Annotated in this window: 10 protein-coding genes and 1 pseudogene; 4 read left to right on the top strand and 7 right to left on the bottom strand. The window is 57.7% G+C overall.

What is annotated here, in order from left to right:
* The first annotated feature begins 65 nt into the window (after positions 1-65).
* The 4 genes from OGW17_RS07690 (at position 66) to OGW17_RS07705 (ending at position 4,146) form a co-directional block, all read left to right on the top strand.
* Positions 66-857 carry a PhzF family phenazine biosynthesis protein gene (locus OGW17_RS07690; protein WP_012132129.1) on the top strand — a complete coding sequence of 264 codons (792 nt, stop codon included), beginning with the start codon at positions 66-68 and terminating at the stop codon, positions 855-857.
* 231 nt (positions 858-1,088) lie between these two features.
* The gene (locus OGW17_RS07695; protein ID WP_200025654.1) at positions 1,089-2,123 is read left to right on the top strand and encodes a LacI family DNA-binding transcriptional regulator; all 1,035 of its coding nucleotides are present in this window, start codon (positions 1,089-1,091) and stop codon (positions 2,121-2,123) included.
* Positions 2,124-2,221: 98 nt separating this feature from the next.
* Positions 2,222-2,632, top strand: a complete 411-nt coding sequence (locus OGW17_RS07700) for a GFA family protein (RefSeq protein ID WP_071258503.1) — start codon at positions 2,222-2,224, stop codon at positions 2,630-2,632.
* Positions 2,633-2,769: 137 nt separating this feature from the next.
* Complete coding sequence (locus tag OGW17_RS07705; protein WP_071258501.1) at positions 2,770-4,146, top strand: aldehyde dehydrogenase family protein; 1,377 nt, start codon at positions 2,770-2,772, stop codon at positions 4,144-4,146.
* 124 nt (positions 4,147-4,270) lie between these two features.
* On the opposite strand, the gene OGW17_RS07710 is transcribed toward OGW17_RS07705, so the two are convergent.
* From OGW17_RS07710 to irp1, 7 genes and pseudogenes are all read right to left on the bottom strand, one after another.
* Positions 4,271-5,284 (bottom strand): zinc-dependent alcohol dehydrogenase family protein, encoded by a 1,014-nt coding sequence (locus OGW17_RS07710; protein ID WP_071258497.1) that lies wholly within the window; start codon positions 5,282-5,284, stop codon positions 4,271-4,273.
* A 65-nt stretch (positions 5,285-5,349) separates the two neighbouring features.
* Complete coding sequence (locus OGW17_RS07715) at positions 5,350-6,465, bottom strand: zinc-binding dehydrogenase (protein ID WP_049008982.1); 1,116 nt, start codon at positions 6,463-6,465, stop codon at positions 5,350-5,352.
* Between the two features lie 398 nt (positions 6,466-6,863).
* Positions 6,864-8,885, bottom strand: a complete 2,022-nt coding sequence (gene fyuA / locus OGW17_RS07720; protein ID WP_071258495.1) for a siderophore yersiniabactin receptor FyuA — start codon at positions 8,883-8,885, stop codon at positions 6,864-6,866.
* Positions 8,886-9,015: 130 nt separating this feature from the next.
* The gene (ybtE, locus tag OGW17_RS07725; protein WP_071258492.1) at positions 9,016-10,593 is read right to left on the bottom strand and encodes a yersiniabactin biosynthesis salycil-AMP ligase YbtE; all 1,578 of its coding nucleotides are present in this window, start codon (positions 10,591-10,593) and stop codon (positions 9,016-9,018) included.
* A 3-nt stretch (positions 10,594-10,596) separates the two neighbouring features.
* The gene (gene ybtT / locus OGW17_RS07730) at positions 10,597-11,400 is read right to left on the bottom strand and encodes a yersiniabactin biosynthesis thioesterase YbtT (RefSeq protein ID WP_071258489.1); all 804 of its coding nucleotides are present in this window, start codon (positions 11,398-11,400) and stop codon (positions 10,597-10,599) included.
* A complete protein-coding gene (gene ybtU / locus OGW17_RS07735) occupies positions 11,397-12,497 on the bottom strand; it encodes a yersiniabactin biosynthesis oxidoreductase YbtU (protein WP_071258486.1) in 1,101 nt (366 codons plus the stop codon). Before ybtU ends, ybtT begins: the two co-directional genes overlap by 4 nt.
* Positions 12,494-21,993, bottom strand: a pseudogene (gene irp1, locus OGW17_RS07740) (yersiniabactin polyketide synthase HMWP1). Before irp1 ends, ybtU begins: the two are co-directional and overlap by 4 nt.
* Positions 21,994-22,036: the final 43 nt, after the last annotated feature.

Below are 22,036 nucleotides of genomic sequence, written 5' to 3' on the forward strand. Positions count from 1 at the left end.
GAGATTGCGCGTTGTCGAGGCATGGTAGAGTGGGGGGGCTCAAAGAATGATTCGAGGTTTGCGCTATGCAACAAATTGATTTTTACATGGTTGATGCCTTTAGCACGGCTACTTTTGGCGGCAATGCCGCAGCCGTGTGTCCGCTCACCGAGTGGTTGCCCGATGAGACATTATTGAAAATGTCTAAACAGCATAACCAGTCAGAAACGGCTTTTTTTGTCCCAAATGAAAACGGCTTTGAGTTGCGCTGGTTTACCACTCAGGGGGAAATAAATCTGTGTGGGCATGCCACACTTGCTGCCGCGCACGTCATCTTTGAACATCTTGATTACCCGGGCGCGACTATCCATTTTGATACCCGGTTTGTTGGCCCATTGACAGTAGCACGCAGCGGCGAGTGGTTGACGCTTGATTTTCCTGCCTGGGAAACCGAGCCCGTCGTGCCGCCATCCTTATTGCTGGAAACGTTGGGCATCACAGAATACAAAGAAGTGCGCGTGGCGCGTGATTACATGGTCGTGCTGGATAATCAACGGCAGGTAGAAGCGCTACGCCCGAACATTAATGCCATGCTCCCTCTGGGGAAAATGGTTTGCATAACCGCACCCGGCGAAGAGAAATACGATTTTGTCAGCCGTTTCTTTTGCCCGGGAGAAGCCGTGGCGGAAGACCCTGTTACAGGTTCAGCACATAGCATGCTAATTCCGTACTGGGCTGAAAAACTGAAAAAAACACAAATGCTGGCGCACCAGGGCGCCGAACGTGGCGGGGATTTACGCTGCCAGCGAGTGGGGGATCGAGTCCACATCGGCGGACAGGCAACAACTTATCTGCTGGGTAAGGTACTGTTGCGCTAGAACGTCCAGAATGCGGTTCGGAATGGGCTTTCAGGTATAAGGTCTGCTGTACGATTATGGCAGACCTGACGGCGCTTTAGACTGACTGCGTTGTGCCAGGAGGGGACATTGCTAATGTCCGCACGGCACTAATGATGTGGGGACAGGGCATCCTGATAGTTTTAAAAAAGCCAATCTGTTATATTTAATCGAAATCGTTTTCGATAAATCAATCAATTCTGGTGGCATGGGATGAAGCAAAGGATCAATATCGTAAAACTGGCACAGCACCTCGGGTTGTCCGTCTCTACGGTATCCAAGGCGCTGAATGGCCGGGAGGATGTGAGTAAAGCCACGAAGCAACGCGTGCTTGCCGCCGCGTCTGAACTGGGCTTCTCGCCCGATCCGGCGGGGCGGCGTTTGCGCAGCGGAACGTCGGAAACCATCGGGTTTGTGCTTTCGTATCCTCAGGCCCACTTTGCACAACCTTTTTTTCTCGATCTAATGGCCGGAATCGACCAGGAACTGGAAAAAACGCCTTATCAGTTGGTTATTGTCACCGGAAGAAGCATTGAATCGGAGATAGACAGCTTCAGACGCCTGGTTGAACAACAGCGTGTTGATGCGGTGATGTTTGGCAGAACGCGTAAAGAGGATGCCAGAATCCAGTTTTTGCAGGATCGCAGCGTGCCATTTGCCACTCTCGGACGAAGTGAAACGGGCAATCCTTTCCCGTTCGTTGATATTGACCGCACTGTTGCCGGGCGCAACGGCACCGCGCGCTTTATCGGCCTGGGGCACCGCCGCATCGGGCTTCTCAATACTCCAGACTACCTCATGCTCAGCCACCACTTGCGGGCAGGCTACATGGCGGCGCTGGATGCCGCAAATCTGTCTTTTGATCCTGCTCTGATTGTTGACGGGGAGCTGTCCGATACAGGCGGATTAGCGGGTGCCAGAAAGCTGCTGGCGATGAAAAATCCGCCAACGGCGATCATGTGCGGCCACGATTTGATTGCCAGCGGCGCGATGCAGGCCATTGTGGAAACCGGAAAGCGCCCCGGTACCGATGTGGCAATTATTGGCTGCGACAACCACCCGCTCGGACCTTACCTGAATCCGCCGTTAACCACCTTTTCCGCGCCAACCCAGGAAGCGGGCCAGCGAATGGTCCAGCTGCTTCTGGCGCACATGAACGGTAAACCGGTCGAAACACTACAGGAGGTGTGGTCGCCCGAGCTGATCCTGCGCTCCTCACACGGTAGTGAATTTTTCCAGAAAGCATAACCTGCCAATTTCCCTGCCTTGACGGCCACACGCGGTCAGGGTATTGTCTACTTAATTATCGAAAACGTTTTCGATAAAATTAACAAAGGAGAAAGAACATGACGTTGGTGGAAGGAGGATGCCTGTGTGGTGCCGTCCGCTACAGAATGAAAACACCGCCCCGCTCGGTGGTGGTTTGTCATTGTACCCATTGTCAGAAAGCGAGCGGAAGTGCATTCTCGGTTAACCTTCTGGTGGAAAAAAGTGATTATGAACAGCAGGGAGTAACGGCATGCTTTACCGATACAGGCGACAGCGGACTGCCGTCACACCGCCACTTCTGCCGGGAATGCGGCTCGCCAGTGGTAACCGAAGCGACAAATATGCCCGGCATGTTACTGATTAAGGCCGGCACGCTCGATAACCCTGGAGAGTTTTCCCCGCAGGCCGAAATTTATACCCGGTATGCTGTTAAATGGCACGCGCCGATCGCGGGTTGTGTACGGTTCGTTCAGGCCCCTGTTGCCTGAACACGATGACTTTATTTTTAATTCTTTACGAAAACGTTTTCGTTAAATATAAAACGAACAGGGGAAAATGATGCGGTTTGCCCAGGCTCGCCGTTCCCCTATATTTTCTCTTATGCATTTATCATCAGGAGCCTTTTATGAGCTTTCAAAGTATTAACCCGGCAACAGGTGAATTACTCAAAACTTTCCCGTTGCAGACCGATGCTGAGGTCTTTTCCGCTCTGGAAAAAGCCGACACGCTTTATCGCGACGACTGGCGTTTACGGTCTGTGGCTGAGCGTGCTGCGATTGTCGGCAAGGCGGCAAAAATCCTGCGTGAGAAACGCGATGAGTATGTGACCTACCCGACGCTTGAAATGGGGAAAGTGACGCGCTTTGGCTATATGGAAATTGATTTAGTCGCGGATATTCTCGACTACTATGCCACCAACGGTGAGCGTCTGCTCGCGGCACAGGCTATTCCAGGCGAGCCAGGTGCGACGTTACTCTCCGAATCTATCGGGGTTATCCTGGCGATCGAACCCTGGAACTTCCCTTATTACCAGCTGGTGCGCGTGGCGGCGCCGCAGCTCATCGCCGGTAATGTCGTTATGCTCAAACACGCGGAAAACGTCCCGCAGTGTGCACTGGCGTTCGCACGGTTGTTTGAGGAAGCGGGCGCGCCGGAAGGGGCGTACACCAACCTGTTTTGCAGTATCGATCAGATTGCCAGCCTGATTGACGACTTCCGGGTGCGCGGGGTCGCGCTGACGGGCAGCGAGCGGGCGGGAACGTCCGTTGGCGAACGTGCCGGGAGAAATCTGAAGAAGGTCATTCTTGAGCTGGGCGGTAGCGATCCGGCGATTATTATGCCTGGCGCGCCGCTGGATCATGCTGTAGAGCAGGTTGTGATGGGGCGTACCTGGAACTCGGGGCAGGGTTGCGTCAATATTAAGCGCGTCATTGTGATTGGCCGTGAGCGTGGCGAACGCATGCTGGAGGCGCTCAAAGAGAAGTTTGCGGCAATCAACGTTGGCGATCCTGAGGATGCGTCGACGCTGCTCGGCCCGCTGGTAAGCGAACGTGCGTTGCAGGGGTTGCTGAAACAGATTGAAGAGGCGAAAGCGGCAGGGGCAAACATTGTTTTTGGTGGCAACAGAGTCGACCGTCCGGGTTTCTATCTTGAACCGACCATTATTACGGATATTACTGAGGCTAACCCACTCTATACTCAGGAAGCCTTTGGACCGGTACTCTCTTTTTATGTTGTCGACAGCGAAGAAGAGGCGATTCGTCTGGCAAACGCGACGCCTTACGGCCTGGGCGGTTACGTCTTTGATGCTGATACGAAAAACGCGCAGCGCATTGCGTCGCATATTGACTCCGGGATGGTTTACATCAACTCCTGTTTTGCTGACTCTCCGGGCCTGCCGTTTGGCGGTGTGAAAAACTCCGGCTTCGGGCGCGAGTTATCGGAAATCGGGATGGGGGAATTCCTGAACCGAAAATTAATCCGGGTAACGGAAATCGAATAATAATAAAGCCACCTGAGATACAGGTGGCTTTATTTGTCTATGGAAATAATTTGGGAATCAGCGCGCCCAAATCAGCGAAGTGCAGATAAGCTGATTCGCAACCTCCTTTTACGAAGGCTCAACCTCAAATCACGACAACAATTTTCCCGATTTGCTGACCTTTTTCCATATAGCGGTGTGCATTGGCGATTTCGGAAAGCGGGAAGGTGCGGTCGATGCGCGGTTTCAGCTGCCCGCTCTCCAGCTTCTCGAAAATGTAGCGTTCCGCGTTTTTGAGCGCGACCGGGTCGCCGGTAATTGAGAACATGGTATAGCCCATCATTTTGAATGGTTTACCCTGCGCTCCCTGACCCCAGGATTCATAAATCGGGAACGGTGTCGGTTCCGGCGCAAGGTTACCGTAAATCATGATCAGGCCATCTTTGGCCGTCGCGCGCGCCAGTTCGGCCAGACCGGAACCAGCTACGCTATCAAAAATGATCCGCGCGCCAGCGCCTTGGGTGATTTCCATAATTCGGGTTGCAACGTCTTCTTCGCTAGTCACGATAACGTGATCCGCCCCGGCAGCAAGCAGTTCATCCCGTTTGTCGGCGCCGCGCGTGGTCGCGATGACAATCCCACCTTCTGCTTTAACAATCTGAATTGCCGCGATCCCAATGGAGCTGGTTGCTGCTGTCAGCACGACGTAATCGCCCTTGGTGACATGGCCGTTATGCACCAGCGCCCCGTAGGTTGTGATGTACTGCATCCAGATACTTGTTCCTTCCTCGAATGATAAGCGCTCAGGATACGCGGCGAGCGCCTCGGCGGGCACGATAGCGACTTCGCCATACACGCCGTATTGATTAAGTGGGAAAGCGGGAACTGTGGAGCGGATTTTCCCGATAAGCCCGGTATCCACGCCCGAGCCAACCGCCTCGACAATCCCAGAGGCTTCATAACCAATGTTTGATGGTAGAGTAGGTTCCAGGAAATATTGCCCTTCGCGGAACATCACCTCGGCGCGGTTCAGCCCAATGGCTTTTACCCGCAGGCGAACTTCACCCGGACCTGGTTCCGGTAGAGTGAGCTCATCGATACGTAAAACATCTGCGCTTCCTTTTTCGTGGAACCGGATAATTTTCACTAAATTTGTCATGCGGATTCTCCATGCCTCATGAGAAGGCTTATTCTGGTTAAAGTGGGTTCTTCGCAGGTGGGCATTCAGCCCACTCGCGGATCAATCAGGAATTTTTCGCCCGTCGCTTTGCGTTCAAGCGCGCGTAAGACATCAGGATCAAGCAGATCGGCCAGGCCGATGGTCCGCGTGTAGTGGCTGGCGAAGGTGGTCGTCAGTTCATCGACGATCCGCTGGCGCAGTCGCTGAAGAACCGCCGGGGAAACCGTGTTGAGATAGTTAAACAGCAGCCATCCCGATATGCTCCAGGCATAGCCGAGCCCGCCACGATCGAGGACTGTCGGGGCACTGTCCAGCCCGCCATAGATATACAGCTGCTTAAAGAGAGTGGAACCGTAGCGGCTATAGGCTGCGGTTTTGCGGGCGGCAGCGCGCTCCATAGCATTTATAATTTCAATACCCAGTTTGCCGCCGCCGATGGCATCAAAAGCAACGGTCGCGCCGGTCTCTTCAATCGCATCGGTCAACCGGGCAGCAAAATCAGGCTCTTTGCTGTTGAGCACATAAGTCGCACCCAGTTCGCGCAGGATCTTTTCCTGCTCAGTGGAGCGCACGATATTGATTAACGGAATACCATCGGCCAGACAGATGCGCTGTAGCATCTGACCAAGATTCGATGCCGCTGCGGTATGAACAAGCGCTTTATGGCCTTCCCGAAGTGCCGTCTCCACAAAACCGAGTGCGGTGAGTGGATTAATAAAAATAGAGGCGCCATCGGCTGCTTCCACGCCCTCGGGCAGCACAATCAGATTGTGCATATCTGTCCTGCGGTAATCGGCGTACATACCACCACCGGACATCCCGACACGTTTACCGATAAAGGCTTGTGCATTTTTCCCTGCGGCCACGACGGTACCCGCGCCTTCGTTTCCAACAGGCATGGGTTGTCCCAGGCGGCCAGCGATAGCCGCCAGACGTTCTGATGGGACAGTCATCGTGACACGGCTGTCGAATTCCCGAATATCAGATAGATCCGCCGGGCCTAACAGCATGCCGCTGTCGCTGGGGTTAACCGGGGTCGCCTCGATCCTGACGATCACCTCATCGTCGCCCGGTTCGGTCAGTTCGACCTGCTCCAGAGACAGCACAAGTTCACCGCTTTTATCAATCGTCGAGCGTATTGCACGTCCACTCCAGCTCATACTCATCTCCTGCTGTTATTTATCGAAAACGTTTTCGTAAAGAGTGTACACTTAAATTTAAGTACAAGTGTAGTTTTTAGTCACCATAAGCGCACATTTAAGGAAATCGTTTTCGAAACAAGGAAAAGACATTGCCTGGTTTTACTGAGTAATCAGGTTTAGCTTGAATGGGTAAAGATCAATTGTTATTTGCATCGCAAATGAGGGGGCGATAGACGGGATGTTCCAGGGATAACACCTTCCAATACTACCTTTTCAGGCGAAGATTTCTGTACACCCATAGCATCCTCTTAAACGTACATCATAGACAAAGAGGCAGGGGGGATGTGGCAATTGATAACCTGGGCGGGATAAGCGCGTCAGGGATGCCGTCACGGCATCCCTGTTTATTTAAAGGATCAGAAGAAATCAATTCGCGTATTGATACCGACGGTGCGACCCATATTGACCTGCGCGACGGCGCTGCTGCCGTTCATGTAGCCATAGGTACGGTAACGACGGTCGAACAGGTTATCGACATAGACGGAAATGTTCATCCGTTCAGTCGCCTGCCAGCCCAGGCTGCTGTCCAGGGTGGCATAGGTGCCTTGCCGCAACTGGTTGTCGCCATCGAAATAATGCGGTCCGACCAGATTAACCGCCAGTCGGGGCATCAGTGCGCCATAGCGCGTATCAATCACGCCGTTCACGCTGCTTCCCGCGCCATAACGTGGTACGAACGGCACCCGGTTGCCGTGATACAACTCACTGTCATTGGTGAATTCGGAACGGATCACGTTGCCATTGATATCCCATGACCAGCCTGGCGCAAACCGCCATTTCGCTTCAAGCTCAACGCCGGTGGCGTCGGCTTTACCCGCATTGCTTAATGTCTGCATCCCGACCGGGCCAGAGTAGAGCTGCATGTCTTTGGTGTGGGTATAAAACGTCGCGGCTTGCAGCGTGACGTCAGCGGTTTCGTAGCGGGTGCCAAGTTCATAGTTGATGGATTTCTCGGCGACGAACGGTTTGGCATCAAGACCCGCAGTAGGCACGATGTTGTACCCGGAAGGTTTATATCCCTGGGCTACACGGGTATACACTCTCCAGTCGTCGGTCAGCATATAGCCTGCGGATAGCTGTCCGAGCACCTGATCGTCATTGCTCTTACCCTGGTCGCCAAACGGGTTGCCGAGCATGCTGCCGTGATATTGTGTACTGGATTTATCATGCGAGAAGCGCACGCCGCCGCCGATATCAAAACGATCGGTTAAATGCCAGGTCAGGTCACTGTATGCGGCCAGCGTTTCAGCGGTGGTATAGCCGGTACTGCTTAAATAAGGCATTGTCGGCATGTCGTAGGCTGAATTTAACTTCTCGCGGGTGTTCTGCCGGTACAGCCCAAACACCATATCAACGGTACGCGCATCGCCCAGGGTTGCGGCGCGCAGCTCCTGCACATCCTGATTCCAGCGCTGAGGCATATTGACGATTAACGAACCGGAAGGGAAGGTGCGCGAATAATGCTGCTGCTGCCAGGCGCTGATCAGGTTGAAAACCCAGTCATCGGTGGTGTATTTCCCACTCAGGGTCTGGCTGTCAGTGCAGCGCCGCATGTACGGGTCTGGTGAACCATCGCTAAGTGAGAGCTTACGGCCCTTAATATCATTCCATCCCACATAGGCGTCCTGGGTGGCGCGGGTACATTCGCGTGAGGCGGCAAAGCCCATTTCCCAGGGCTGGTCGTCCGGCGCCAGACGCAGTTTCACATTCCCTATGCTGGCGCGGGTGCCGCCTAAATCATCGCTTCCCGTCGCGGGGTTAATCATGTCGCCGTCATCAACCTGACGTAACAGGGTGACGCTGCCGTACAGCAGGCCATCCTGAATGGGGCCGCTCAGGTTGAACTTACTTCGATAACTGTCGCGGCTGCTGACACCGCCTTCAATATAGCCGCGCGGCGTGCTGTCCGGCTGCTGGGTGACGATGTTGATGATCCCGCCCTGAGCGCTTTTGCCATATAACGTTCCCTGTGGGCCTCGCAGCAACTCCACGCTTTGCACATCGGTAAGCGCCTGGATGGTGTTGGTGGAAAGCTGAGGGACGCCATCGACATACAGGGTGACGGCGGGGTTATAGAAGTCCTGCGCCGAAGAGACGCCGCGTAGCGAGATCGTCGAAAAAAGCATGTTGCCGCTATTTTCAATATTGAGCCCGGGCAACACTCTGGGGAGTTTGTCGCTGGCGGTGACGCCGGCGTCGCTTAATTCCGGCGCGCTGACAACAGTAGACGAGACGTTGTTGGCTGATGCCGAGCGGGAAGATTGTTTACTGGCGGTAACCACCAGCGTGCTTTCGTCTTGCTGTGAAGTCTGGGCATTAGCAATGGCGGGGAGCAATAATCCCCCCAAGGCCAGAGGATAAAGCCGTGTCATTTTCATTGTTGTGAGTCCCTGTAAGACGGCGAAACGCCAAAAATACCGACAATGGTGAATTGAAAATGATAACTATTTCTAATAGTGGTGCTACCCGAAACGGTTTTATTTCAACCTGTTTCGGGTCGGTTTGCGCTTATTGGGCTGAATGGCGATAACGGTCGACGGCGAGAGCCGTCAGGCGTTTTTTGTCTATCTTGCCGACGGCGGTGAGCGGCCAGTGGTCCAGATACTCGATTTGGTCAGGAATTTTCCACGCGCTGAGTCCCATACGGGTCAGTTGTTGACGCAACTGTTGATAGCCAGTTGGCACCTGCTGCGCGATGATAAACGCGCAAATCCGCTCGCCAAGCAGCGTGTCCGGCGCGGCGACCACCGCGCAATCTTGCACTTCCGCTAAACGCAGCAGTGCCGATTCCACTTCAGCCGCGGCTATTTTTTCTCCGGCGCGGTTGATCTGCTCTTTTATGCGCCCCTCAACGTGCAGGTTCCCCGCCTCATCCAGCCTGACATTGTCGCCTGTGCGGTAAAACCCTTGTGCAGTAAAGGCCTGCGCGTTGTGGGCAGGGGCGCGGTAATAGCCCGAAATGGTATAAGGGCCGCGCGTTAACAATTGCCCGGTTTCGCCTGGCGCGACGTCGTTCTCGTCTTGATCAACGATGCGGATTTCATCCAGAGGGGATAACGGGCGCCCCTGGCTGTGGAGAATGGTGGTATGCGGATCGTCCAGCCGGGTAAAACAGAGCAGGCCTTCCGCCATACCGAAGACCTGTTGCAGGGTACAGTCAAAGGTGGCGATAACCTGCTCAGCAAGCGTCGGGTCGAGCCGGGCGCCGCCTGCCTGAATGACGCGCAGCGACGAAAGGTCGCTGTCTTCCCACTCCCTGGCCTGCACCCATAATTGCGCCAGCGCCGGAACCAGGGCGACGTGAGTCACGCCTTCCTGCGCGATTAAAGGCATCACCTCATCACAGCTGGCGCTGTCGGTCAGCACCACTTTTCCGCCGCAGGCAAGCGTTCCCAGAATGCCGGGGCAGGCCAGCGGAAAGTTATGCGCCACCGGGAGGACGGCGAGATACACGCTCTGTTGGCTGATGCCGCACAGTTCAGCAGAAGCGCTGAAGTTATAGCTATAGTCGGCATGTCGGCGCGGGATGAGTTTGGGCGTGCCGGTTGTGCCGCCTGAGAGCAGCAGCAACGCGGTGGCGGAGACATCAGGCTGCGGCCACGCCTGTCGCTCACCGTGAAGGGAGAAGAGCGGCGTAAAATCGTCGCTCACGGTCTCTCCTGCGACCAGGACATGACGCAAGCAGGCGTGTTTGTGCGCCATCTGTCGGGCCAGCTCTGCGTGGTTTTCCCCGTGAATAACGTAAGCGACGGGTTGCGCCAGCTCAATCAGCGCGTCGATATCCAGCGCCCGTTGGGAGGGCATCGCCAGCACGGGGATAACGCCCAGTCTTAACAAGGCGAACAGCAGGGTAACAAACGTGTTGTCGTTGGGAAGCTGCACAATCACATGTTCCCCCGAACGCAAACCCAGTGATGACAGACCAGCGGCAAGTTCGTCGACCCGTGCATCAAGCGCGCTGTAGGTTAACGACCCCTTTGCATCAACGACGGCAATTCGCGAGGCATAACGGGCCGCCCAGTGGCGCAACTGTTCGGCAATGGGTAAGGGATACTGTTCAATCAGAGATTCAAAGGAAGAATTCATGCGTCACCTTTCTGAAGTACTGGGCTGTTTTTGCAACGCGGTCATTGCAGAAAATGCGTGGGGAAAATGGCGGACAATCTGCGTAAAAAAGGACCGGGCTTGTTGAATGGGATAGAAATGATCGCCGTCAATCACCACCGGGCCTGTAACGTGGCTCAGCCACTGACGCCAGGCATCGACCTGCTGCCAGGAGGCTTCGCGATCGTGGCTGCCGCACAATAACAGCGCAGGCGTGCGCAGCGGCGGACAGACGTCGGGCGAGTCGTAGTGATAGCTCTCGGTGGCGTAAAAATCAGCGCGCAGAAGAGGAAGAAACAGCGACATTAATTCCTGGTTTTCTCGCAGTTCAGGAGAACATCCGCCAATGTCTATCAGTTCAGCGATAAAGTCGGCATCATCGCGATGGCTGAGCTGGCGTTCAGAATGCAGATGCGGGGCATGGCACCCGGAAATAATCAGTCCTTGCGGCGCATGCCTCCGTTGCTCCAGAAGTCGGCAGGTTTCAAACGCCACCTGCGCTCCCATGCTGTGCCCGACGAGTAAAAGCGGCGTGTCAGGCGATACGGACGCTTCCAGTTCGTTCGCCAGCAGTGCCGCCAGTTGTGTAATGCTTCTGAGCGGTTCCAGATGGCGAAGGCGATCGCGCCCCGGCCAGGTCACCAGAGAAAGCGCGCAATCAGCCAGTTGCTCAGCTTGCCAGTGGCGAAACGCGCTACTGCTGCCGCCAGCGAAAGGGCACATGACCAGATGTGCAGTATTGCCGTTCCGGGCGGGCCATAGCGGGATGCACATTGCAGATTGCGTCACAGCGCCTCCTTATCATCATCGTTGTAGAAACCGGCTAACCGGTCGTGGTGTGGCGGCGTCAGGCGTCTGATCTCCGCATTGCCGGTCTTACGTAAAATCAGCTGCCATAAACGTGATAACGCGATCTGATGTACGCTTTGACAGGCCGCTGGTGGATGTTCGCCCGCCAGATGGCTGCGCAACTGGTGTAGCAACCAGCTGACGCCCTCCGGCCCGACGGTTTCGCAGCAGTCACGCCAGCTCAGGGGCGCCACGCTGCGCGTCAGACCCGGCGGATCGCGCAGGATCTCCGGTCTGCGGTAGAGACTGTGGACGTTCTCCTGATGGTCTGCGACAAACAGGCTGGATGACCAGATGACGGGGCCGTAGCTCGCCTCCAGCGAAAGATGACCTTCCGGCCAGCCCAGCAGCAGGCGGTGCATGATAAGACTATGCATATCTGGATCGTCAGGATCGAGATAGCGCTGAAGCAGCAGACAGGCTTCTCCCTCCGGCCAGAAGAGTCTCAGACAGTGAAAATCGCTAAAGCTGCCAACCACGTCGCACTCCACGGCGGCGGCATCAACGCCCAGAGCCAGCAACAACAAATCCAGCGTGGAGTAGAGCAACTGTCGGCTGGTGGTGGCGTGAACCACCGGCGGCGTCTTAGCCAGGCAGCGACGCAGCTGCTGCGCATCGCGAAGCCATGCGCGTCCCGCGCGCGTATGCGGATAAAACGTGTTTACCCAATAGCAGCAGCCCTGTTCCTGCGCCAGCGTTTGTAAGGAACTGATGTCATCCGGGTGGAGGGGATGCTCCTGAATGACGTGTACGCCGCGCGCCAGAAAGTGTCTGGCAAGCTGCGTACCGGTTCCTCCGGCGACGGTCGAACGCACGACAATACAGGCGATATCCGGCATCCTGGTTATCTGTTCCGGCGAGGTATACAGCGGAATGCCAAACGCATGGGCCAGCTCTCTTGAGCGGGCGCTTCCCTGTGCCAGCAGGCCAACCAGTTCCAGCCCCTCCGGGGGCTGCATAAAGGCATTCAGGTACATTTCGCCAAATTTGGCGCCCACAATCAGTACGCGTTGTTTTGGGGAGGCGGACGGCATCATAACGTGTTCTCCGGTTGCGTTGAGGTTGCGCAAAGCCAGCGCGTAATGTGTTGCGCACAAGCCTGAACGTGGGGGGCTTCCATCATGATTTGCCAGTGGCTGGCTTCAATCACAGTGTCGTCGGCGTTGTTTATCCAGCCCTGCCACTCGGTTTCTGCTGGCGTCCAGCGCGCGGGTCTCCCGGCGGCATACACCATGAGACAGGGGACCGGAACGCTTTCGCCCGGCGTATGCTCAGTCAGTAAACGCAGCAGATGCGCGATGTTGTCGAGCCACGTTTCTGCCGCTTGCAGCGTCAGGTTTTGCGACACCATACTGGCCGTTTTAGCGAGGCCGATAAAGTCGGCAAGCTGGCTGTCGGGCGTCTGCTGGTCGAAATGTTCGGGCAGCGCCAGAGGCGTTTGTCCTTCGGCTAACAGGCGCAGCAGGGCCGCCCGGTTTTCGCAACAGAAATCCTGTCGGCACACGGGATCGATTAACACCATCCGAACCTGCTCGCCTTTGGCGTACAGGCGCTGTGCGGCGCCCGCCGCGAGAAACGCGCCATACGACCAACCCGCCAGTACATAAGGGCCGTGAGGCTGCTGGCGACGGATGCACCCGACATACTCATCGATCATCTGGTCAAGCGTGGTGAAGCGCTGCGGCGATTTTGCTTGCAGGCCGAAAACGCGCCTGTTCAGCGCGCTGGCGAGCGGCAGCCAGGCGCTGATATCGCCGTCCGAAGCGTGGAAGACGAACAGGGTTTCGTCGCCGTCGCCCTGGCAAAGGGGTATCGGGTTGTCCTCTCCTGACGTCGCCGCCTGTAGATGGGCGCAGAAGTCGCTCAGCGTCGAATGGCTGAACAGATCCTGAAGGTTAGCCCTGGCAATCCCTCTCCGGTTTAGCTGCGCGACCATCCTTGTCGCCATCAGGCTGTCGCCGCCCAGTTCGAAAAAGTCGTGATGCCTTGCCACGGGGCGAGACAGCAGCGATTGCCAGAGTTCAGCCACCTGTTTTTCCAGCGCCGGATTCCCCCCGGCAACTGGCGTGGGGTTGGCTGGCTCAATCAACGCATCAGACGGGGCATGCAGCGGCGTAAATAACGCTTCTCTTTGCCGGATCTGTAAAACGGGCAGACCGGTGCCAAAGCGCTGCTGTAAATAGCGGCTCACGGCTTCTTTATCCGGGCGATTTACGCCAGGCGAACGCGCCACCAGCAGATGCTGGCGCAGCGGCGACGATTCCTGCGCGGGCCACGCCAGCTCGTTTGCAAACCCGGCCTGAACGAGAACCTCCTGCCATGCGGAGCGGGTGAGCATCGGTTTCTCATCCCGGCGGCGGAAATCGCGGTATCCGCTTAATCCCTCAATAAATCCCACGCTCGCCAGCTGGAATACGCTGTTTCGCTCCGTCGCTTCAACGATCAGCAAACGTCCGCCGGCTTTCAGCAACAGTTTTAATCTGCGCAACGTCTGGACGACATGGCTGGCGTCGTGGAGCACATTGACGGCAACGATCAGGTCGTAACCCGCCTCCGGGTGGGCGGTGAAATCCAGCGGCTGGTTGATGTCGAACAAGGCATAAGACACCCGCGATTCATCATGGAAACGGGCTCTGGCGTCATTGAGGAACTGTGCGGAGACGTCCGTGAAGTGGTACGACTGCCGCGTATTCCGCGTGGCCTTCAGCACCGGCGCGGTAGTGGCTGCGGTTCCGGCGCCAACCTCCAGAATCCGTTCTGCGCCGCACAAGGCGGCAATCTGCGCGGTATAGCGATTCAGACAGGCGCTGGCGGGGTTGTCGCGATACAGCGCGTCAGTCACGCGATGCTGCTCGTTGAACAGCAATTCCAGCGGAGAACACTGCCCGGAGAAGAGGGCGTCGTGCCGGGCGATGCAGGTTTCCAGATACTGCGCCAGCGCCTGGCTCCATTGGCTTTGCGGGCACGCTTCCTGAGGCTCAGGAATCTCGCTGAGCGGAACGCGGCAGCGCCAGCTTTCACCCTCGCGGATTAACCACGCTCTTTCCGTCAGACACTGTAGCCACTGGCGCAGCAGACGCTGGTGAGACGCTTGCGCGGACAGCGCCTGTACTATTGCGCTAAAGCGATGGGCGATCTCCGGCGTGGTAAACAGGCCGTGACGATTTAGCGTAGCCGCGATCCCCTGTAGCGCACGCGCCTCCAGCCAGCGCCAGGTCGCCTCCAGCTCATCAAGCTGCGCCTGCTCAGGCAACGGCAGCGCCAGTTGGGTAAGTTCGTGCTCATCAGGCGTCGCCGCTGATGGCGACGGATCGTCGGCCATTACGATATCCAGCGTCAACGCGCCCTGTTCGGTCATTTCCGCTCTGGCCTGCCGGATGCCGGGGTATTCGAGCGTCGCCTGCTCAATATCCCGCAGGTCGTAGTCCGCCTGCGCGTTCAGCGGCCAGCGTCGGCGGGGAATGTGCCCGGCGATGCCGCTGGCGAGAGTCTTCAGGCTTTCAGGGGCGGCGATGACGGCTTGCAGGATGGCGCAATAGTCATTAAACATCGTCTCGGCAGCGCCGGGTTCCAGCACGTTGTCCATGCAGTACCAGCTAAACATCAACTCGCCGTCGCTCTCCATGACCTGATGATCCAGCCAGACCTGCGGCGTTTGCGTGAACACATAGCAGGGTTCGCCGAACAGATGGCTCATCGCCTGATCGATAGTCATGCCTTCCAGCGTCATCCCCAGCATACTGGTAAACACCACCGGCATCAGCGGTTGACGTTGTGACCCGCGCAGGCGGCCCAGCTCACGGATCACCTCAACACCGTTCATTTCACTGTGCGCCATGTTTTGCCAGAGGCGCTGTTGGGTCTGTTGCATCTGCTCTTGCAACGTCACCGGCGTTGAGAAGTTAAAATCAACCAGCGTGACGGAGGTAAAATCACCAATCAACTGGTTGATTTGCGGATGGATCGGCTGGCGATTGAAGAACGTCAGGTTCAGCGTAAATGCCGTGGTGCGGCTCCAGCGCTCAAGGGTGGCGGCAAACAGCGTGAGCAGCGCGGCAGACGGTGTGACGCCTTGCTGCTGCCAGCGCTGTTTCACGGTCTGCCATTCCGTCTTGCCGATCGTCGATTTGAAGGTGGTGAAGTGTGGCGTTTCCGGGGGTGTCTCAACCACCGGCAGCTCTGGCGCTAAGGGCAACTGCGGCAGTTTTTCCTGCCAGTAATCCCAGGCATCGTGCCATGCCGATGTCTGTCGGCGCGCCTGTTCAGCCATCACATAATCACGGAAGGTAATAGCGAGCGGCGCCAGCGTTTCGCCGCGCCATACCTGCGCCAGATCGTCCATCATGACTTTAAAACTCTGCACATCGAACTGCAAAAGGTCGAGGTTCATGTGCAGGCGGTAATGGCAATCGTCGATTTCGCTGACCACCAGCTCAAAGAGAGGCCACTGGTCGGCAGGCAAAACGCGATAGCTCAGTTCATGCCGCCGTTTTTCCAACGCTATACGCTGTTCTTCCGGGGAAAGCGCGCGCAGATCGTCACGCTGGATGTGATACTCCGGCGTTGTCGCCAGGACTCGCTGCTGCCCGTCGGCATCAACCACCATGCGCAACATATCGTGGCGTGCGATAAGCTGGTTCCATGCGTTCTCCAGTATGGCGAGATCGAACTCATCGTGGCGTTTATCCCACTCAAACAGGACGTGACAGGCGACGCCGCCATAGCCAATGAGGTGGGTTCGCCCCAGCCAGTAGGCGTGCTGAATGGGCGTCAAAGGGAAGGGCGCATAACGCTCGTCGGCGTCGTGCTGCAACACTTCCGGCTGCGAAGCGGCAGGCGTCGTCTCTGGCTTAGAACAGATAAGCTGCGTGAGTCCATGAGGAGACAGATCCTGCCACGCCCGTTCCGCATTGATGCGTACGCCCAGGTAGTGCTGAATATCGCTACTGAGTTCAAGGAAGAGCAGCGAGTCCATGCCGAGTTGCAACAGATCCTGGTTTGGGCGCAGTGACGCCGGATCGCTCAGCCTTAGCTGAACCGCAATCCGCTTTTTCAGCCATGCCATCACCGCTGTTTCATCGCTCAGGCTGCCGTTAAAGGCGTTGTCATCAGCAGGAGGAATGACAGGCGTTGCGGCTTTTTCTGTGGCGCTGATGTTAAACAGAGCCTGTTGTAACGGGGGCATTTTGTCGGTAAAAACGCGCATCGCCAGTCGCCACGGGGCGCCGCGCATCACCGCCTGTTCCAGGTGCCAGCAGCCTTCGGCATCGCTTAACGCGCCCATACCACGGCTGGCGAGCGTCGCCAGCATTTCCGGCGTGGCCGCCCGACCGCTTTCTCCCCATGCGCCCCAGGCGACAGAGAGCGTTTTCGGCGCATCAAGGGTGGAAAACTGCTGGGCCAGCCCGTCCAGATAGCCGCAGGCCAGCGCATGGGCGCTCTGACCCGGCGCGCCGAGGGTGGCGGCAGCGGAAGAGTAGAGAATAAGATAGCGTCCGTCGTGGTTGCGCAGGGTTTGCAACAGCTGGCTTGCCGCCTGCGCTTTTACCGCGAAAACAGCAGCCAGCTGGTGGTCATCAAGCTCCTGCAAGGGCGCGTCAGCCAATACGCCAGCGGCATGAATCGCTCCGGCAATGCCGCCGTTGGCCGCCAGATCGTCAAGAACCGTGGCCAGTTGCCCGGCATCGCCCACATCACAACGGCAGACGCGCGTCTGCCCGCCCTCCACGTCGCGTAGCCATGACTCATCCACGCGCGGCGCCAGCAGGGCGATGCGTCGCGCCCCTTTTTCTCTGAGCCAGTTCACGGCAAGGCGGCCTAATCCGCCAAACGCTCCGGTCACCAGATGCCAGCGGTTATCGCCGGTAAACACGTTTGCCGGTAATTCGGCGGCGCATCCCGTATTGGGCGCCAGTGAAGGGAGCCAGAGGGTGTTACCCCGCGCTGCGAGCCAGCGCTGTGATAGTGAGACTGCGCTCAACCCTTGATGCAGCGTTTCCCACGGGGTGTTTTCGGCGAGATCGATGGCGGCAATCAACCGTTCCGGCTGTTCGTTGGCCGCGACGCGAAGCAAGGCCCATAGCGCGTGATGGGACGCAGAGAGTGCCTCATTTTCCTCGACTCGCCACGCGCGGCGGGTGACCACAATCAATCCGGTTGCGCTGGCGGTGAGCGCAGCCATCACTTTCTCCGCTAAGGCCAGCGTATCCTCGCTCTCCTCAACAATCATCAGTCGCGAAGAGGCGTGCGGATCGTGAATGATGCCGTATTGCGCCAGCTCGTCGCTGCGCGCAAGCGTACCGGCGCTGAAGCTAAAGGTAAGCGGATGGTCAATGCTGGCGACGTTGAGGGGCGTCCAGCGCCATTGATAATGCGTCTGCGGCGCAGGAAGAGGCGCGGCGGGCGATAGCGGCAGCCACTCGCCATCAGGATGACGGGCTTCAACGTGCATCTGACCGCGGGAAAAGGCTTCGTTTTGCCAGCTTAAGCGAACCTCCCCCAGCCACTCCGGGGCGATGACGAGGGGCGGTTCCACAGGGAGAGCGTCGCCATGACGCTGTGAGAGCAGACGCCAGGCCTCCTGCCAGCGGGCGTTAAACCGTTCGGGCTGACCTGCGCAATCAGACCAGTCGGCGAGATAATCACCGTTATCCGTCAGCGCCTGCCCCAACACGGGTTCTGATGGCGCGGTGAATGTTACGGCGCTAACCGCCTGACCGGGCAGCGTGGCGAGAATGATATGTTCGCTCATCCCGGCGGTCGGGCTGCCATCCTGCGGTAGCCACGCCACTTTGCTGAATCCAGCGTGGTGGCACTGTTGCTGCCACTGAGCGGTGGTGAGGAATAACTCGCCTTCGCGGGCGTCGAGATCCTGTAGTGGAAGAACCAGCGGGCCGAAAACGAAGTCAAACAGACGCATTGGCTGGGTGATTTCGCGCATCAGCAGGCGCCCGCCCGGCTTGAGCAGGGGGCGCAGATTATCGAGCGTGCGGCCAATATGGCGGGTGGCGTGAATCACGTTCGCCGCCACAATGAGATCGTAAGACTGTGCCTGGAAACCCTGAGACTGCGCCTCTTTTTCGAGATCCAGCTCGCTATACTTCACAAAATCATAGTCGGCGAATTTCTGCTGGGCGCGGCGGGTGAACAGCGCCGAGATATCGGTGAAATGGTACTCCAGTGCCGGAACGCCGTTAAGTTCCGGCAGCAGCCACGCGGTGGTGCCGCCGGTTCCGCCGCCAACTTCAAGAATACGCAACGGCTGGCGGGGCTGACGCGTCTGGACAATGCCGCGTAATACCCCGGCGGCGATTTGGTTGAAATAGCGGCCAAAGCTGAATTCCTGATACAGCACTTCCACGCCGTCGGAGGCGCTTTGCGGGAAGATAATCGCCACCGGTTCTTCCGCGCCGCTCATCATGTCATATAACCGATCGCCGGCACGGGCGATGGTGTCGGGAATAGCCTGAAAACCTTCACAATAACCGGCAAGTTCCGTCAGCAGTGATTCCCGCTGTTGATGTTCAATGGGGCGGGCGCGGACGTATCGCCCGTCGGTGCAGCGGTAATCGCCGTCGACCACGCAGTTATTCAGCAGGCGCTGGAGTAGCTGCTGGTAGCGGGGCAGCAGACGTCCACGGCGCATGATGGTCATGGCGTCCACGCCGTTCTCAATGGCATCGCCGGTACAGCGTTGTACCAGTTGATCGACGTAGATGGCGTGCAGTCGCGTGGCGCACTGTTTAAGCGCTTCCAGGCGAGGGAGATCGAGCGCTGTCGCGGCGCGACTCGCCACCTCCAGCCCGGCAGACAGCGCTGCGTCGGCAGGCTCGCAGGCCGGGGAGACGCGCTCTTTCCAGTAACGCTCAGTATCAAACGGATAACATGGCGCAGCGATACGTTGTCCATCGCCCGCCAGCAGGTCGGCCCACGGTAGGGCGACGCCGGCAGCGTAAAGCTGGAGCAGGGCCTGATTGAGGACATCGCTCGCCTCTTTGTTACGCCGGGCGCTGGCTATCCAGTATGCGTTATCGCGGTATTCGCGCTGCCCGCAAGCAACCAACTGGGCATCGGGCCCCATCTCCAGAAAAACGCGGGCGCCGAGCTGATGCGCCACCTGAATACTCTGGATAAAACGCACCGGCTGGCGCATGTGTCGGCGCCAGTAATCCGCCTGGTTGAGCGTTGACTCATCAATGACGTCGGCGGTGAGCGTGGAAATAATCGGTATTTGCCCCGGCTCCGCGTGCAGTCCCGCGCAGGCGTCCTGGAACCGATCGAGTATCGGCTCCAGTAAAGCGGAGTGCGCCGCACCGGTTACGCTCAGGCGACGATAGTTAATGTCATGCTGCGAGAGCGTGGCGCAAAATACCGCGAGACGGGCTTCCGGCCCGGAAAATACCGTATGTTGCGTACCGTTGTTGGCGGCGAGATCCAGCTCAAACTGGCGAGCCAGCGGCATCAGCGTGTCTTCGTCTGCAAATACCGCCACCATCGCGCCGCTTGCGCACTGCTGCATTAGCGCGCCGCGCCGACAAACCAGTGGCATGACCTGTTCAATCGTATAGTGTCCGCAGACAACGGCAGCGGCAAATTCACCGACGGAATGCCCAATGGCGAAGTCTGGCTTCAGTCCTTCAGCGCGCCAGTGCGCCAGTGCGCCGCCATCGCGATTTCAAACGCGACAATCGCCGGTTGCGCCCAGGCCATATTGTCCAGCTGCGCCGAGTCGGGGTTAAACATCGCTTCGCGCAGTGACGGCGTGAGCATTTCGCTACAGGCGGAAAAACAGCGATCCAGCGTGTCGGCAAACGCCGTTGAGTGCTGGTACATCGTTTGACCCATAGTGCGCCAGTGCGAGCCCTGGCCGGTAAACAGCCACACCTGCTTGCCGCTGGCGCCGTGGCCGCTGTAAACCAGCGCCCCCGATTTCTCACCGGCCCAGGCGCTGAGCGCAGCGGCGGTTTCACGGTTTAATGGCGCCGCCAGGCGGAAGGGAAGATCGAGACGGCGCGCGTGCAGGGCTGTGAAGGCCAGAGAGCTGGCATCCGCATTCTCCCTCAGCGCCCCGGCATAATCCGTCGCCAGCCGCCGCAACGCGCTGTCGCTGGCGGCGCTGAGCAGCAGCGCGGTACTTTTTCTGCCGCCATCCGTATTGGGGAGGCGCGCGTTGAGCGCGTCGGGCAGCGAGGCGACGATCATATGGCAGTTGGTGCCGCCAATACCAAAGGAGGAGACGCCCGCATAGCGCATTTCGTCCTGCCACGCCTGCGCCGACACCGGTATGGTAAAGGGACTCTCTTCAAGTTTCAGCGCCGGGTTGGGGGTGTGAAAATTCAGTAAGGGTGGAATTTGCCCGCGGCTGACTGCCAGAACGGTTTTCAGCAGTCCGGCAATGCCCGCTGCGGTATCCAGATGCCCCATATTACTTTTCACGGAACCGAGTGCACAGCGCTGATCCTGCGGGCGAGGCGCATAGACGTTGCGTAACGCTTCAATTTCAATCGCGTCGCCCAGCGGTGTGCCGGTGCCGTGGGTTTCAATGTAACCTACCTGCCTGTCGTCGATGGCCGCCAGCATTAACGCCTCTTCGATGACTGCCTGTTGCCCTGCGACGGAAGGGGCGGTATAGCCGACCTTTCTGTTGCCGTCGTTGTTGACCGCGCTGGAGAGGATCACCGAGATAATCGGATCGCCTGATAGCAGCGCGTCTCTCAGGCGACGCAGTACCACGCAGCCGAGACCGTTACCGGCCCAGGTGCCCTCAGCCGAGGCGTCAAAGGGACGACAGTGACCGTCAGGAGAGAAAATCATTCCGGGCTGGTAGCGGTAGCCCGCCTGCTGAGGGAAAGAGAGCGCCACGCCGCCGGCAACCGCCATATCGGATTCGCCTGCGCGCAGGCTTTCACAGGCCAGATGCACGGCAACCAGCGAGCTGGAGCAGGCGGTCTGCACCGATAACGCCGGGCCGTGCAGGTTGAGTTTGTACGCGGCGCGGGTGGCAATATAGTCTTTATCATTGCCCATCAGAGATTGCAGACCTTTTACCTGCGCGACTTCTGTCACGTTCAATGCTTCGCGACCGGGGTAGGTACTCATCCGGGAAGAGGCGAAAACGCCGGTCTTATGGGGGACGGCGCCGGGGGCATAACCGGCATGTTCCAGCGCATGCCAGACCGCCTGCAAAAACAGGCGCTGCTGCGGGTCCATCGACTCCGCTTCCTGTCGCGAATAGCCAAACAGGGTGGCGTCGAAGCAGTCGGCGTTGTCTAACACCGTACCGATATTGACATAATGAGGATCGTCAATGATGGCGGCATCCAGACCGACGGCCAGAAGCTCTTCGCGCGTAAAGCGTCGGCTGCATTCACGACCTTCCAGCAGGTTTTGCCAGAACGTTTCGCCATCCGGCGATTCAGGAAAATGGCAGGCGTAGCCGATAACCGCGACAGGTTCGCAGCCCGGGTAGTGTTGAGCGATCGATGCATCAATGGAATCTGCTGTCGGCGCAGAAGAGAAGCGCAAGTTATCCATAATCGGTCCCGTTTCCTAAGATTCACAAAGTCAATGGAACGCC

It is taken from the genome of Citrobacter sp. CK181, from assembly GCF_030333595.1.
Lineage (GTDB): Bacteria > Pseudomonadota > Gammaproteobacteria > Enterobacterales > Enterobacteriaceae > Citrobacter_B > Citrobacter_B koseri.

Coding starts and splice junctions, on each gene's coding strand:
- OGW17_RS07690 (WP_012132129.1), top strand. CDS start 66: ATGCAACAAATTGATTTTTACATGGTTGATGCCTTTAGCACGGCTACT.
- OGW17_RS07695 (WP_200025654.1), top strand. CDS start 1,089: ATGAAGCAAAGGATCAATATCGTAAAACTGGCACAGCACCTCGGGTTG.
- OGW17_RS07715 (WP_049008982.1), bottom strand. CDS start 6,465: ATGAGCTGGAGTGGACGTGCAATACGCTCGACGATTGATAAAAGCGGT.
- ybtE (WP_071258492.1), bottom strand. CDS start 10,593: ATGAATTCTTCCTTTGAATCTCTGATTGAACAGTATCCCTTACCCATT.
- ybtU (WP_071258486.1), bottom strand. CDS start 12,497: ATGATGCCGTCCGCCTCCCCAAAACAACGCGTACTGATTGTGGGCGCC.
- OGW17_RS07705 (WP_071258501.1), top strand. CDS start 2,770: ATGAGCTTTCAAAGTATTAACCCGGCAACAGGTGAATTACTCAAAACT.
- OGW17_RS07710 (WP_071258497.1), bottom strand. CDS start 5,284: ATGACAAATTTAGTGAAAATTATCCGGTTCCACGAAAAAGGAAGCGCA.
- fyuA (WP_071258495.1), bottom strand. CDS start 8,885: ATGAAAATGACACGGCTTTATCCTCTGGCCTTGGGGGGATTATTGCTC.
- OGW17_RS07700 (WP_071258503.1), top strand. CDS start 2,222: ATGACGTTGGTGGAAGGAGGATGCCTGTGTGGTGCCGTCCGCTACAGA.